The organism is Jatrophihabitans sp. (assembly GCF_035474675.1).
In the GTDB taxonomy this organism is placed as follows: Bacteria; Actinomycetota; Actinomycetes; order Mycobacteriales; family Jatrophihabitantaceae; genus Jatrophihabitans_A.
This window is the reverse complement of record NZ_DATINC010000173.1, coordinates 1-13414: the sequence shown is the minus strand read 5'-3', so window position 1 is coordinate 13414 and position 13414 is coordinate 1. Positions and strand designations below refer to the sequence as shown.

Genomic DNA, 13414 nt, shown 5'->3' with positions numbered 1-13414 from the left:
GCCCTTGCGGTTGACCCGGCCGATCGGGTGGATCGGCGGCAGGTACACCACGTCGAAGAGCAGGTCGGCGACGTAGTCCAGGTGCTTGGTGGCGTCGGCGAAGGTGCCGTGCCGCACCGGCCGGGCCGGGTCGTCCGGGTCCTCGGCGAGCTCGGCGCCGATCGAGCGGGGGAAGAACTCGTACCAGGCGCCGTACAGCGCGCGCTGCCGGTCCACCCAGACGCTGTAGCGGGGGGAGCGGGTGATCAGGTCGCGCACCGGATGGTCGTGGGCCAGGGCGCGGGCTTCCGCACTCATCGCCCGGGTGATCCGCAGCGGCACGTCGGCCTCGGTGCGGCGCAGGTCCCTCGCCACCGCGCGGGCCAGTTCGACCGCGTCCCGCGCCGCGGCCGGCTCCAGCTCGCCGACCACCACGTCGGAGCCGGCCACCCGGGCCGCGGACAGTCCCTTGCCGACCACGGCGGTGGCCTTGGCCGGTTCCTTCACCGCGTCCGGGCGGCTGGCGGCATCCGAGCGGCCGGCGACCTCGGCGGCCGTCGCGGCGTTGGCCGCCGCTCCGGACGGCCCCGCGGCGCCCAGTGCGTCGGCGATCCGGTCGAACAGCCGGGCACCGACCTCCAGGTCGTTGGCCAGCTCCTCAGCGCTCTGGCCGGCGTCCACCTTGACCTCCACGGCGTGGTACCAGGTAGCCAGCGGGTCGCCCCAGGCCTCCACGACGTAGCTCCAGGTGCCGGTGGTGTCGGCGACCACCTCGGTCCGCCACCGGTCGGTGCCGCCGCCGAGCGGGCGCATCCGGTTGAACGGCGCCTCAGTCCCGGACGGCGAGCGCCACAGCACGGACGCCGCGACCGCGTCGTGGCCCTCCCGGAACACCGTCGCCTCGATGCCGACCGGCTCGCCGACCACCGCCCGGGACGGCAGTTCGCCGTGCGCAATCACCGGATGTACAGAATTCAGCCCTATGCGTCCAGCCACCGGCTCACCGTATCGTTCCAGGTTGCCTTGTCGAAAGTTGCCACCCACCGTGGTCTGAAAGCGCTCTCGACAGAGGCTAAGGTGTGCGGAATGAAGGCATTACGACGGCTGACCGTTCGCGCGGCGCTGCCGGCTCCGCTGGCCCCGCTGGGCGACATCGTGGCCAACCTGCGCTGGTCCTGGCACGCCGAGTCCCTGGACCTGCTCGAATCGGTCGCTCCGGAGCTGTGGGCCGAGTGCAACGGCGACCCGGCCCGGCTGCTGGGCGGGGTCAGCACCGACCGGCTGGCCACCCTGGCCAAGGACCGCAAGTTCCTGCGCCGGCTGCAGGACGTCTCCGACGACCTGCGCGACTACCTCGAGCAGCCGCGCTGGTACCAGCGCCAGCAGGAGGCCGAGCCCGGCTCGCTGCCGTCCTCGATCGCCTACTTCTCCCCGGAGTTCGGGATCACCGAGGTGCTGCCGCAGTACTCCGGGGGCCTCGGCATCCTGGCCGGCGACCATCTCAAGGCCGCCTCGGACCTGGGCGCCCCGCTGATCGGGGTGGGCCTGCTGTACCGGGCCGGCTACTTCTCCCAGTCGCTGTCGCGGGAGGGCTGGCAGCAGGAGCGCTACCCGTCGCTGGACCCGCAGGGCCTGCCGCTGATCCCGCTGCGCGACCAGGAGGGCAATCCCGCCCGGGTGGTGCTGGACCTGCCCGGGGGCAGCACCCTGCACGCCCAGATCTGGCAGGCCTGGGTCGGCCGGGTGCCGCTGCTGTTGCTGGACTCCGACGTCGAGGAGAACGACGAGGCCGCCCGCGGGGTGACCGACCGGCTCTACGGCGGCGGCCCGGAGCACCGGCTGCAGCAGGAGCTGCTGCTCGGCATCGGCGGCGTCCGGGCGCTGCGGTGCTACTGCGCGATCACCGGCCACCCCGCGCCGGAGGTGTTCCACACCAACGAGGGCCACGCCGGCTTCCTCGGCATCGAGCGGATCAGCGAGCTGTCCGACGGTCCGGCCAAGCTGACCTTCGACGAGGCGCTGACCGCGGTCCGGGCCGGCACGGTGTTCACCACCCACACCCCGGTTCCGGCCGGCATCGACCGGTTCGAGCGCGAGCTGGTGCGGGCCTACCTGGGCGGAGTTCCCGGGGTGCCGGTGGACCGGATCCTCGCGCTGGGCGCCGAGGACGACCCGACCAAGTTCAACATGGCCCACATGGGGCTGCGGCTGGGCCAGCGGGCCAACGGCGTGGCCCAGTTGCACGGCCGGGTCAGCCGGTCGATGTTCAACGACCTGTGGCCGGGCCTGGACGCCGAGGAGGTGCCGATCACCTCGGTCACCAACGGGGTGCACACCCCGACCTGGATGGCCCGGGAGTTCATGGACCTGGCCCAGCGCAACGCCGGCGCGGCGGACCTGGTCGCCGGCGAGGGCTGGGACGGCATCGACCGGGTCTCCGACGTCGAGCTCTGGGAGCTCAAGCACGAGCTGCGGGAACGGCTGGTCGTCGAGATCCGCCGCCGCATCCGGCAGTCCGGCCTGGAGCGCGGCTTCTCCGGCGTGGAGCTGGCCTGGACCGCCACCGCCTTCGACCCGGACGTCCTCACCATCGGCTTCGCCCGCCGGGTGCCCTCTTACAAGCGGCTGACCCTGATGCTGCGCGACCCGGCCCGGTTGAAGAAGATCCTGACCGACCCGGAGCGTCCGGTGCAGATCGTGGTGGCCGGCAAGTCGCACCCGGCCGACGACGGCGGCAAGGAACTGATCGCCCAGCTGGTCCGGTTCGCCGACGACCCCGAGGTGCGCGGCCGGATCGCCTTCCTGCCCGACTACGACATCGGGATGGCGCGCTACCTGTACTGGGGCAGCGACGTCTGGCTGAACAACCCGCTGCGGCCGCTGGAGGCCTGCGGCACGTCCGGCATGAAGGCAGCCCTGAACGGCGCGCTGAACCTGTCCATCAAGGACGGCTGGTGGGACGAGTGGTGCGAGGACGGCAAGAACGGCTGGGAGATCCCGTCGGCCAACGACTCGCTCGCCGGCACCACCGACGACCACCGGGACGCGGTGGAGGCCGCCGGTCTCTACGACCTGATCGAGCACCAGGTGGCGCCGCGGTTCTACGCCCGCGACGGCCGGGGGATTCCGGCGCAGTGGGTGTCGATGGTGCGCTACACCCTGAAGTCGCTGGGCCCGAAGGTGCAGGCCAGCCGGATGGTGCGCGACTACATCCAGCGGCTCTACGCCCCGGCTGCGCAGTCGGCGGCACTGCTGGTGGCCGACGACTTCCGCGCCGCCAAGGACCTGGCCGCCTGGAAGAGCTGGGTGGCCGGCTCCTGGAAGGACGTCGCGGTGCGCCACGTCGAGTCCCTCGTGGAGGGCGACCCGAGCCTGGGCGGGCACCTGCAGCTGCGCGCGGAGGTGGCGCTGTCCGGCCTGCACTCCCGCGACGTCGAGGTGCAGGCGGTGTACGGGCCGGTGGACGCCGACAACCGGCTGACCTCGTTCGAGACGCTGCCGCTGCAGCTGGCCGACGAGCGGGACTCGACCGGCATCTTCGCCGGTGACATCCCGCTGAAGAAGGCCGGGGCGTTCGGCTACACCGTGCGGGTGCTGCCCAAGCACCCGCTGCTGGCCAACCTCGCCGAGACCGGCCTGGTGGCCTCCGCCGGGGCCTGAGCCGTGCGGGTCCTGGTGACCGGCGCCCGGGGCAAGGTCGGTCGCGCCGCGGTCGCCGAGCTGCTGGCCGCCGGGCACCAGGTGCTGGCCACCGACCTCGGTGTGCCCACCTACGAGCGGGGCGAGCCGGGCGCGGCGCGCTACGTCCGGGCCGATCTGACCGACGCGGGTGCTGCCTTCCAGCTGGTCCGCGGTCAGGACGCGGTGTTGCACTGCGCGGCGATTCCCGAGCCGTCCCAGGACATTGCGCACACGGTGTTCGGCAACAACCTGCTGGCCATGTTCAACGTGGTCGAGGCGTGCGTGCGGTGGGGGACCGGCCGGCTGGTGAACCTCTCGTCGGAGACGGTGCCCGGCATGGCCTTCGCCGAGCGGCCGTTCGACCCTGAGTATTTTCCGATCGACGAGGAGCATCCAGTGCGGCCGCAGGACCCGTACGCGCTGGCCAAGCACTTCGGCGAGCAGCTGTGCGACGCCGCGGTGCGCCGCTCGGAGCTGCGCTGCATCACGATCCGGCCGACCTGGGTGCAGGATTCGTCGTCGTACGCGCGCAATCTCGGGCCGATGATCGCTCTGGCTGCTGCCGGGACGCCGGAGCCGACCGTAAACGGCTGGTCCTACATCGACGCCTACGATCTGGCGATTGCCCTGCGATTGGCGGTGGAATCGTCACTGCCGGGGCACGAGGTGTTCTACATCTGCTCGCCGGACTCGGCCGGGGTGGCCGACACCGCTGCCGCGTTGCGGGCGCAGTACGGCGACCGGGTGGAGTACCGCTCCTTCGCCCGTCCGGACGCCAGCGGCACCTCGGCGGCCAAGGCGGAACGGCTGCTCGGCTGGCAACCCACCCGGACATGGCGCGACTACCTCGACGAAACCGGCCAGCCGCTGGGCTGACCCGCTCGTAGCTGCCTCAACGGGTCAGCAGCGGGACGAGCAGCTCGGCGTCGGTCAGCGCGCCGTGCTGGCCGATCAGCGAGGCGTTGCGGGACTCGGCCTTGCGACGCACCACGGCGGTATCCGACACCGACACCGCAATCAGGTCGCCGATCCGGCCGCGGGCCGCGTTGCTCACTACCGGGCCGAACCAGCCGCGGGCGATCGCCTCCTCCCGGCCCAGCACCGCCATCCGGTCGCCGAGCCGGTCCTCCCAGCGGGCCCGCACCGCCTCGATCTCGCTCGGCGCGACGTGCAGGTAGCGCACCCGGGCCTCACCGGCCAGCATCTCCACACCCTCGCGCAGCACCGGCTCGGCGTCGTAGTCGAGCTTGGCCGATTCCGGCACGTCCAGCATGCCGTGGTCGGCGGTCACCAGCAGCCGGGCATGGCCGGGCAGCCGGTCGGCCAGCAGCCGGGCGCCGGCGTCGATCAGCTCCAGCTGCACCCGCCAGGCCTCCGACCGGCAGCCGTGCACGTGCCCGATCAGGTCCAGGTCGGCGATGTAGCAGTAGATCAGCCCACGCCGGGACCGGGCCGTCTCGGCCACCTGGGTGGCGGTGTCGGCGGCGGTGAAGGCCCGCAGGTAGTGCCCGCCGCGCAGTGCCGCCAGGGTCAGCCCGCTGGTCCGGAACGCCGGCGCCGACACCACGGTGGCCCGCACCCCGGCCCGCTCGGCCCGCTGGAAGGCGGTGGTCAGCGGCTGCACCCGGTCGGGCGGCTGCTCACCGGTCAGGTCGACGCCGGACCGGGCGCCCCGCCAGGTCAGCCAGTTGACCGGCTCGCCCAGCCGGTCGGCCCGGGTGTGGTAGCCGGTGATGCCGTGCTGCCCGGGCGGGGCGCCGGTGCCCAGCGAGGTGATGCTGACCGCCGTGGTGGTGGGGAACCCCGCCGTCAGCGGCCGGCCGGCCAGCGACGACAGGAATGGGGCATGCTCACCGTGCTCGGCCAGCAGCTGCCAGCCCAGCCCGTCCACCAGCAGCACCACGACGCACTCGGCCGGCTGCAGGGCCAGCGGGTTCGGCTCGCCGGGCACCCCGAGGGCGGCCAGCGCGGAAGGCAGCACGTCGGCGAGCGACGCCCGGCCGTAGTCGACGATGCCGGCCGCCGGTACCGGTGCGCTGCCCACCGTCCCATCCTCGCATCGTCGTGCTGCCCTACTGTCGAGACCGGCCGATGGGCTCCGACCTAGGTAGGTCACGGCCCGACCGGCGGGCTGGGAGACGAAGGAGACGCTCGTGAAGTACGTGATCCTGATCCACAGCAACCCCGACCCCTGGGGGCACCCGACCTCGCAGTTCACCGCCGAGGGACGGGCCGTCCCGGCCGACCGCCACGAGCAGATGGACCGCGAGTTCGACGCGCTGCTGGCCGAGATCTCGGCGTCGGGGGAGTTCGTCACCGCCGAGGCGCTGGCCGACCCCGCGTCCTCGTCCATCTACACCTGGTCACCGGAGGGCCGCACCGCCACCGACGGCCCGTACGCCGAGGCCAAGGAGCAGCTGGCCGGCTTCTTCCTGATCGACTGCGCCACCCGGGAGCGGGCCGAGCAGATCGCGATCGGCTTCGCCGGGCCGGGCAGTACCGTCGAGCTCCGTCCGGCGATGTGGCCGGGCGCCGACGACCAGTGACCGGCTGACCCGACGATGACCCCGGCCGGCACCCGTGAGTTGGAGCAGCTGTGGCGCGAGGCTGCCCCGCGGGTGCTGGCCGCGCTGGTCCGCCGCTACGGCGACTTCGACACCGCCGAGGACGCGCTGCAGGAGGCGCTGCTGGCGGCGTCGCGGCAGTGGCCGGACGCCGGCGTGCCGGACAACCCGACCAGCTGGCTGATCACCGTCGCGTCCCGCCGGCTGATCGACCAGTGGCGGGCAGACTCCGCCCGCACCGAGCGGGAGCGGCTGCTGGCGTACCAGACGCCACCGGACGAGCTGGTCGGCGCGCCGGCCGACAATCCCCAGGCCGGCACGGATGATTCGCTGCCGTTGCTGGTGCTGTGCTGCCACCCGGCGCTGCCACCTCCGGCGCAGGTGGCGCTGACGCTGCGGGCGGTCGGCGGGCTGACCACCGGCCAGATCGCCCGGGCCTTCCTGGTGCCCGAGCCCACCATGGCGCAACGGATCAGCCGCGCCAAGGCCCGGTTGCGCCAGGTCGGCGCGCGCTTTCCGCTGCCGCCGGCGCATGAGCTGCCCGACCGGGTGGCGGCGGTGATGCAGGTGCTGTACCTGGTCTTCACCGAAGGCCACACCAGCACCGCCGGCACCGGCCTGCTCGACGTGTCGCTGAGCGGCGAGGCGATCCGGCTGACCCGCCGGCTGCACCGGCAACTGCCCGGCGATCCGGAGATCAGCGGGCTGCTGGCGCTGATGCTGCTCACCGACGCCCGGCGGGCCGCCCGGATCGGCGCCGACGGGGCGCTGGTGCCGCTGGCCGAGCAGGACCGCGACCGGTGGGACCGGGGGCAGCTCGCCGAGGGCATCGCGCTGATCGAGGCCGCCCTGCCGTCCGGCCCGGTCGGGCCGTACCAGCTGCAGGCCGCGATCGCCGCGGTGCACGCCGAGGCCGCCGACGCCGGGCACACCGACTGGGCCCAGATCGAGGCGCTGTACCGGATGCTGGCCGGGATCGCGCCCGGGCCGATGGTCACCCTCAACCATGCGGTGGCGTTGGCCATGGTGGCCGGTCCCGCCGCGGGCCTGGAGATGCTCGAGCCGCTGCTGGCCGACCGGCGGCTGCGCCACAACCACCGGCTGCCCGCGGTCCGGGCCCACCTGCTGGAACTGGCCGGCGACCGCGACCAGGCGCAGCAGGCCTACACCGCCGCGGCGCGGCTGGCCACCAGCATTCCCGAACAGCACTACCTGCATGCCCGGGCATTGGCACTAGGGGCCCCTGGCCGGCAAGCCTGACCAGCCGCGATCGGCCCCGGCGGACCGGGCAGGCAGGTAACGTGCACGCGTGCCGGTCAGGGGGAGCGGTCGGGCCCGGTGGGCCATGGGGCTGGCGCTCGCGCTGGTGCTCGGTGGCTGCGACTCCGGCCGTGGCGAGCATTCCCGAGCCGGGCCGGCGCAGTCGTCGACGCCTACCGCACCAGCACATTCGGCACCGGTAGCTACCGCTCCGGCACGTTCTCCGGCGGTCCCGGCCGCCGGCACCCCAATCGCCGGCCCGTCAGGCACCACGGCCGGCCCGCCGGGCAGTACCGCCGCGGCACCGCCGGCCGGCCGGCGCAGCGTGACCGTGCTCGGATCGGGCGACGTGCTGATCCACCCGGCGCTGTGGCAGCAGGCGGCCGCCGACGCCCGGGCCCAGGGCCGGCCCGGTTATGACTTCGGCCCGCTGTTCGCCGGCCTGGCGCCGGCCGTCCGGGCAGCGGACCTGGCCATCTGCGAGCTGGAGACGCCACTGGCCGCGCCGCAGGGCCCGTTCGCCGGCTGGCCGGACTTCGACGCTCCGCCGCAGGTGCTGGCCGCGCTGGTGGCGACCGGCTACGACAGCTGCACCACGGCCTCCAACCACACCCTCGACCAGGGCTCCGCCGGCGTGCGCCGGACCCTGGACGCGCTGGATGCCGCGGGGCTGCGGCACACCGGAAGCGCCCGGTCGGCGGCCGAGGCCGCCCGGCCGCTGATCCTGACCACCGGCACTGGCGTCCGCATCGCCCAGCTGGCGTTCGCCTTCGGTTTCAACGGCCATTCGGTGCCGGCCGGGCAGCCGTGGCTGGCGAACCGGACCGACGTGCCGGCCATCCTGGCGGCGGCGCACCGGGCCAAGCAGGCCGGTGCGGACATCGTGGTGCTGAGCATGCACTGGGGCCTGGAGTACTCCCACCAGGTGACCGCCGAGCAGGCCGAGCAGGCGGACCGGCTGCTGGCCTCGCCCGACGTCGACCTGATCCTGGGCGACCATGCCCACGTGGTGCAGCCGATGCGGAAGCTGCACGGCAAGTGGGTGGCCTACTGCATGGGCGATGAGGTCTCGCGGCACGCGGTGGCCAGCGAGGAGAGCCGGGAAGGGGCGCTGGTCCGGTTCACCTTCACCGAGGTGGGCCCGCACCACTTCGTGGCCAGCAGGGCCGAGGCGATCCCGACCTGGATGCAGCTCTGGCCGCAGCTGCGGGCGATCGATCTGCCGGCCGCGATCGCCGACCCGCGGACCGCCGCCGGCACCCGGGCCGGCTACCACGCGGCACTGGCCCGGATCACCGGCTACCTGGACTCGCTCGGCGCCCGGCGGGACGGGCTGGTGATCGGCTGAGCGCCGGGCGTGCGGCTGCGACCCGGCCGGCAGGCAACTGCTCGCGTGGTGTGCCACCGGGTGCTGGTCAATAATTGTCCGGTGCGAGGTGAGGGTTTCGAGAACATGGCCACGGTGCTGGTCAATCCCCGGGTGCTGGCCGACTTCGAGCTGGACCTGATGTCGCACGACTTCCGGGTCTGGACGGTGCACACCAGCTCCACCTTCCCGGACGCGCCGCAGGCCGCCATGCAGATCCGCCGGGCCCTGATCGACTGGAGCAACGGCCGGTGGAACGTGGCGGCCAACTGGACCGTCGTCTGGATCACCTTCGGCGACAGCTGGCTGGACGGCGATAACCCGATCCCGTGGCCGTCGCACGCGGCGCTGTGGAAGAAGCTGGCCGAGTACTCCGCCGACGTCCGGTACAACCTCGGGCTGGGCGGCATGCCCCGGATCAAGGTGCCGCGCGAGTCCCGCTGACCGGTGCGGTCATTCCCTGGGCCGCGCCCTGGTTGGCCAGCGCGTCGGCCCGCTCGTTGCCGACGTCCCCGGAATGCCCCTTGACCCAGCGCCAGTCGATCCGGTGCGGGGCGGCCGCGGCGTCCAGCGCGCGCCACAGCTCGGCGTTCTTGACCGGCTGCTTGGCCGAGTTCTGCCAGCCGTTGCGCTTCCAGCCGGAGATCCAGCTGGTGATGCCCTTGAGCACGTACTGGCTGTCGGTGTAGAGGACCACGTCGCACGGCCGGTTCAGCGCGGTCAGCGCCTGGATGGCCGCGGTCAGCTCCATCCGCTGGTTGGTGGTCTGCGGCTCGCCGCCGAACAGCTCCCGGGAGTGCTCGCCGCTGGCCAGCCACGCGCCCCAGCCGCCCGGGCCGGGATTGCCCTTGCAGGAGCCGTCGGTGTAGATCACCACGGACGCCCGGCTAACCTCGGCAGCCGGTTCCGGTTGTGCTGCGGTGGCGGTTGCGGGGGCGGCACTCACCCGCAGCACGGTACCCGCGAGCGAGGGGGAAGCATGGCAAGGATGCTGTACTCGGCCACCATGTCGCTGGACGGCTTCATCGCCGGCCCGGGCGGGGACATGTCGTGGCTGACCGACTACCTCGGGCCCAACCCGGTCGCCGACGAGCTGGTGCCCCGGATCGGTGCGCTGCTGATCGGGCATCGCACCTTCACCGGCGACGACCCGAACCGCGGCACCGACGCCGAAGGCGCGTTCGGCGGCACCTGGAGCGGGCCGCAGGTCGTGCTCACCCACGCCACCGACCGGCCGGCGGTACCCGATGTCACCTTCCTCGACGACTTCGACGCCGCCGTCGCCGCGGCCAAGGCCGCCGCGGGGGAGCGCTACGTCAACATCCTCGGTGCCGACGTCGCCCGGCAGTGCCTGCAGGCCGGGGTGCTGGACGAGATCCTGGTGTTCGTGGCCCCAGTGCTGCTCGGCGACGGGGTCCGGTTGCTGGACTGGCCCGGTGGTACCACGGCCAGGCTGGAGCGGCTCAGCGTCAGCGAGGTGCCGCTGGCGGTCGGGCTGTGGTTCCGGGTGCTCAGCTGACCGATCCCCAGCGCCGGCAGGGTTTCAGCGCCGGCGGAGCAACAGCGCGGCGAGGTAGCAGGCCGGCACCACCGGCCAGCCGAACCAGCCGAGCATGCTGTAGGCGTCGAGCCGCTCGGCGTGCAGCAGCTGCCAGCCGATCCCGGCGGGCATCCAGCCCCACAGCAGCAGCCAGCCGGCCCGCAGCCACGGCCGCGGCAGCGAGCCCGGACTGGTTGGCTGGGGCACGCGCTCGTTCCGCGGCCGCGACCGGGCCGCGCCGGATGCCCGGGCGGCGCGAGACGCCCGGACCGTCCGCAGCCACTCGGCCGGAAAGATCGGCTACCTGTCCCGCGACGGTGGGCCGGCGCGCAGCAGCCCGGCGCCGCTGTCCCGGCGGACGCCCGCACCCAGGCCGCCGGTCAGCCGGCTGGCACCGCCGGAGGCCATTGCCGTGTCGCGGGCCGACAGTGGCTTGGCGATGCTTTCCAGGGACTGCCGCTCGGCGTTGACGCCGAAGACGAAGGCGGTTACGCCACCGAGGAACATCAGCACCGCGCCGATGGTGTAGCCCCAGAACAGCGGATCCCGGTTCGGGGTAGGGCCGGAGCCCGCGGCGCCGACCAGCTTGCCGAACAGGAACGGCGCGATCACCCCGCCGAAGAACTGCGACACCGCGAAGAACAGCGAGATGGCTTTGGCCCGCACTTCCAAGGGGAAGATCTCACTGACCGTGAGGTAGGCCGACGACGCCGCTGCCGAGGCGATGAAGAAGATGACGCACCACAGGATGGTCTGGGTGGTGGCGTTGAGGGAGCCGTTCTTGAACAGCAGGCCGGTGATGAACAGCAGGATGGCCGACGAGCAGTACGTCCCGCCGATCATGATCCGCCGGCCGACGGTGTCGAACAGCTTGCCGAGCAGGACCGGCCCGAGCAGATTGCCCACGGCGAACGGGAAGATGAAGTAGCCGACCGCGCCGCCGCTGATGCCGTAGAACTTGCCCAGGATCAACGCGAAGGTGAAGAAGATCGCGTTGTACAGGAACGATTGGGTGACCATCAGCATGAAGCCGAGGAACGCTCGGCTGGGGTATTCCCTAACGATCAGCTGGGCAAGCTCCTTGTAGCCGGGCTCCTCGCGTTCCTCGACCACCAGCGCGGAGCCGGGGTCGACCGGCGACAGCGTCTTGCCCTCGGCCTCGATGTCGCGTTCGATGCCGTCGACGATCCGGTCGGCTTCGTCGGACTGCCCGTGCGTGAGCAGCCATCGGGGGCTTTCCGGGATATGCCTGCGCAAGCCCCAGATCGCGACACCGATCAGCGGGCCGATGAGCAGGCCGAGCCGCCACCCGAGATTGATATCGAAGAGGTCCGGGTTGAGGAAGGCGATGTTGGCCGCCGCCCCGATCATCGCGCCGAGCCAGTAGGTCCCGTTGATCGCCAGGTCCACCCGGCCGCGGTAATCAGCCGGGATCAGCTCGTCGATCGCGGAATTGATCGCGGCGTACTCGCCACCGATGCCGAGCCCTGCGATGAACCGGGTGGCGATGAAGAAGAGGAAGCTGAACGAGAACGCGGTGAGCAGGTTACCGATCAGGTAGATGCCTAGCGTGATGATGAACAGCTTGCGCCGCCCGAGCTTGTCGGCCAGCCGCCCGAAGTACAGGGCGCCGACGACCTCACCGAGCAGATAGATCGACGCTGCCAGGCCGATCTGTCCAGGGGTGAAGTGCAGTGTTCCCTCTTCGGTCAACCGTTCACCGATCGCGCCGGCCACGGTGATCTCGATGCCGTCGAGAACCCAGGTGATCCCGAGCGCGATGACGACCCGCCAATGGAACCTCGACCACGGCAGTCGGTCCATGCGGGCGGGAACAAGACTTTCAATTGGCTGCGCGAGTGAGCCTGGCACCGTCATGATTCGGTCTCCGACGTGTTAGTGCCGAGTGAGAGCTTCTCGTTCTTAGAAGATCACTCCACGTGGTAGGTAACCACCGCTCAGTAACGACGTCAAGCAATGCCGCTCACGGCGTGGGACGCGTACGGCACGGGGCGCTCACAGGCCAAGGCAGGTCCGCAGACCGCGGTGCGGCGCTCAGGTCCGGGTGAGGATGACGACCGGAATCTCCCGACTGGTCAGCTGCTCGTGCTCGGCGAAGAACGGGTATTCCTGCTTGATCATGCTCCACAGCCGCTCCCGCTCGGCCCCTTCGGCGGTGCTGGCCACCGCCTCGTAACGCTCGTCGCCGACCTCGACGGTGACCCGGGGATTGGCGGCCAGGTTCACATACCAGTCCGGGTGCTTGGGCGCGCCGATGTTGGACGCGATCACCAGCAGCCGGTCGCCGTCGGGATGGAACATCATGGGCGTGGTGCGCGGCTGGCCGGTCTTGGCGCCCGTCGTGGTCAGCAGCAGCAACCGCTCGCGGTGCATGCCTTCGATCTCGCCACCGGCCCGGAACTGCTCGATCACCCGCCGGTTGATCTCCTTGACGTCCATTGACCTCCCCCTTCGCTGTGCGTCAGATCCTTCCGCGCGGCTGGCGGCGGCGGTAGGTGTCGTCGGAACCTGGTCCAGCGGGGCCACCTCGACCGGTAGGCGCCGCGATTGCCAGGGCGGTCGTCATCGAGACGGGTCGCTCCGCCTGGGCGCAGCCGGATGCGGCAAGCCCCGGTGTCAGAGGATCGCCAGCCGCACCGCAAGCACCCCGATCAGGACGCCGGAGGCGACCGCGGTCACCCGCTGGCCGCGACCGCCGGTGAGCACCCGGCCGAGCAGCGCGCCGCCGCCGACGAGCAGCAGTTGCCAGCTGGCCGAGGCGGCGAAGGCGGCGGCCACGAACACGGCCTGGCCGAGCGCGCTCGGGGCGGACCCGGCTCGCAGGCCCACCACCAGGGCCACGAAGTAGATCAGCGTCGCGGGGTTGATGAGGGTCAGGCCGGCCAGGGTGGCATAGGCCCGTGCCGGGCCGAGCGCCCGCACCGGCTCGGCAGGGACCGGCTCGGCAGGGACCGGCTCGGCAGGGACCGGCTCGGCAGGGACCGGCCGGCTTGCAGAGACCGG

14 protein-coding genes are annotated in these 13414 nt (G+C 72.2%); 7 read left to right on the top strand and 7 right to left on the bottom strand.

Going from position 1 to position 13414, the window contains the following annotated elements; all coding sequences use genetic code 11:
- Positions 1-939, bottom strand: a 939-nt coding sequence (locus VLJ82_RS20090; RefSeq protein ID WP_408665148.1) for a maltotransferase domain-containing protein, incomplete at its 3' end; no start/stop codon positions are given.
- 126 nt (positions 940-1065) lie between these two features.
- Between VLJ82_RS20090 and glgP the strand changes: the two genes are divergently transcribed.
- Both glgP and VLJ82_RS20080 read left to right on the top strand, forming a co-directional pair.
- Complete coding sequence (glgP, locus tag VLJ82_RS20085) at positions 1066-3639, top strand: alpha-glucan family phosphorylase (RefSeq protein ID WP_408665147.1); 2574 nt, start codon at positions 1066-1068, stop codon at positions 3637-3639.
- A gap of 3 nt (positions 3640-3642) precedes the next feature.
- Entirely contained in the window at positions 3643-4536 is an 894-nt protein-coding gene (locus VLJ82_RS20080; RefSeq protein ID WP_408665146.1) for an NAD-dependent epimerase/dehydratase family protein, read from the top strand.
- A gap of 16 nt (positions 4537-4552) precedes the next feature.
- Here the strand turns inward: VLJ82_RS20080 and VLJ82_RS20075 are convergent, their stop codons facing one another.
- On the bottom strand, positions 4553-5704 hold the full coding sequence (locus tag VLJ82_RS20075; protein WP_408665145.1) for an alkaline phosphatase family protein: 1152 nt from the start codon (positions 5702-5704) through the stop codon (positions 4553-4555).
- Positions 5705-5813: 109 nt separating this feature from the next.
- Between VLJ82_RS20075 and VLJ82_RS20070 the strand changes: the two genes are divergently transcribed.
- The 4 genes from VLJ82_RS20070 to VLJ82_RS20055 all read left to right on the top strand — a co-directional run bounded on the left by VLJ82_RS20070 (position 5814) and on the right by VLJ82_RS20055 (position 9294).
- Entirely contained in the window at positions 5814-6206 is a 393-nt protein-coding gene (locus VLJ82_RS20070) for a YciI family protein (protein ID WP_408665144.1), read from the top strand.
- A 15-nt stretch (positions 6207-6221) separates the two neighbouring features.
- A complete protein-coding gene (locus VLJ82_RS20065) occupies positions 6222-7484 on the top strand; it encodes an RNA polymerase sigma factor (protein ID WP_408665143.1) in 1263 nt (420 codons plus the stop codon).
- A 325-nt stretch (positions 7485-7809) separates the two neighbouring features.
- Positions 7810-8832, top strand: a complete 1023-nt coding sequence (locus VLJ82_RS20060; RefSeq protein ID WP_408665142.1) for a CapA family protein — start codon at positions 7810-7812, stop codon at positions 8830-8832.
- 81 nt (positions 8833-8913) lie between these two features.
- On the top strand, positions 8914-9294 hold the full coding sequence (locus VLJ82_RS20055) for a hypothetical protein (RefSeq protein ID WP_408665141.1): 381 nt from the start codon (positions 8914-8916) through the stop codon (positions 9292-9294).
- On the opposite strand, the gene rnhA is transcribed toward VLJ82_RS20055, so the two are convergent.
- Positions 9269-9727 (bottom strand): ribonuclease HI, encoded by a 459-nt coding sequence (gene rnhA, locus VLJ82_RS20050; protein ID WP_408665140.1) that lies wholly within the window; start codon positions 9725-9727, stop codon positions 9269-9271. The genes VLJ82_RS20055 and rnhA overlap by 26 nt on opposite strands.
- Positions 9728-9829: 102 nt before the next feature.
- Here rnhA and VLJ82_RS20045 point away from each other — a divergent pair, with 102 nt between their 5' ends.
- Entirely contained in the window at positions 9830-10369 is a 540-nt protein-coding gene (locus VLJ82_RS20045) for a dihydrofolate reductase family protein (protein WP_408665139.1), read from the top strand.
- Positions 10370-10393: 24 nt separating this feature from the next.
- Here the strand turns inward: VLJ82_RS20045 and VLJ82_RS20040 are convergent, their stop codons facing one another.
- The 4 genes from VLJ82_RS20040 to VLJ82_RS20025 all read right to left on the bottom strand — a co-directional run.
- Entirely contained in the window at positions 10394-10597 is a 204-nt protein-coding gene (locus VLJ82_RS20040) for a hypothetical protein (RefSeq protein WP_408665138.1), read from the bottom strand.
- A gap of 93 nt (positions 10598-10690) precedes the next feature.
- Entirely contained in the window at positions 10691-12214 is a 1524-nt protein-coding gene (locus VLJ82_RS20035) for an MFS transporter (protein ID WP_408665137.1), read from the bottom strand.
- A 231-nt stretch (positions 12215-12445) separates the two neighbouring features.
- The gene (locus VLJ82_RS20030; RefSeq protein ID WP_408665136.1) at positions 12446-12850 is read right to left on the bottom strand and encodes a nitroreductase family deazaflavin-dependent oxidoreductase; all 405 of its coding nucleotides are present in this window, start codon (positions 12848-12850) and stop codon (positions 12446-12448) included.
- Positions 12851-13027: 177 nt separating this feature from the next.
- A partial coding sequence (locus tag VLJ82_RS20025; RefSeq protein ID WP_408665135.1) for a LysE family transporter occupies positions 13028-13414 on the bottom strand: 387 nt, incomplete at its 5' end.

Excerpts from the sequence above, each read along its gene's own strand:
- glgP (WP_408665147.1), top strand. The coding sequence starts at position 1,066 with ATGAAGGCATTACGACGGCTGACCGTTCGCGCGGCGCTGCCGGCTCCG.
- VLJ82_RS20065 (WP_408665143.1), top strand. The coding sequence starts at position 6,222 with ATGACCCCGGCCGGCACCCGTGAGTTGGAGCAGCTGTGGCGCGAGGCT.
- VLJ82_RS20045 (WP_408665139.1), top strand. The coding sequence starts at position 9,830 with ATGGCAAGGATGCTGTACTCGGCCACCATGTCGCTGGACGGCTTCATC.
- VLJ82_RS20035 (WP_408665137.1), bottom strand. The coding sequence starts at position 12,214 with ATGGACCGACTGCCGTGGTCGAGGTTCCATTGGCGGGTCGTCATCGCG.
- VLJ82_RS20030 (WP_408665136.1), bottom strand. The coding sequence starts at position 12,850 with ATGGACGTCAAGGAGATCAACCGGCGGGTGATCGAGCAGTTCCGGGCC.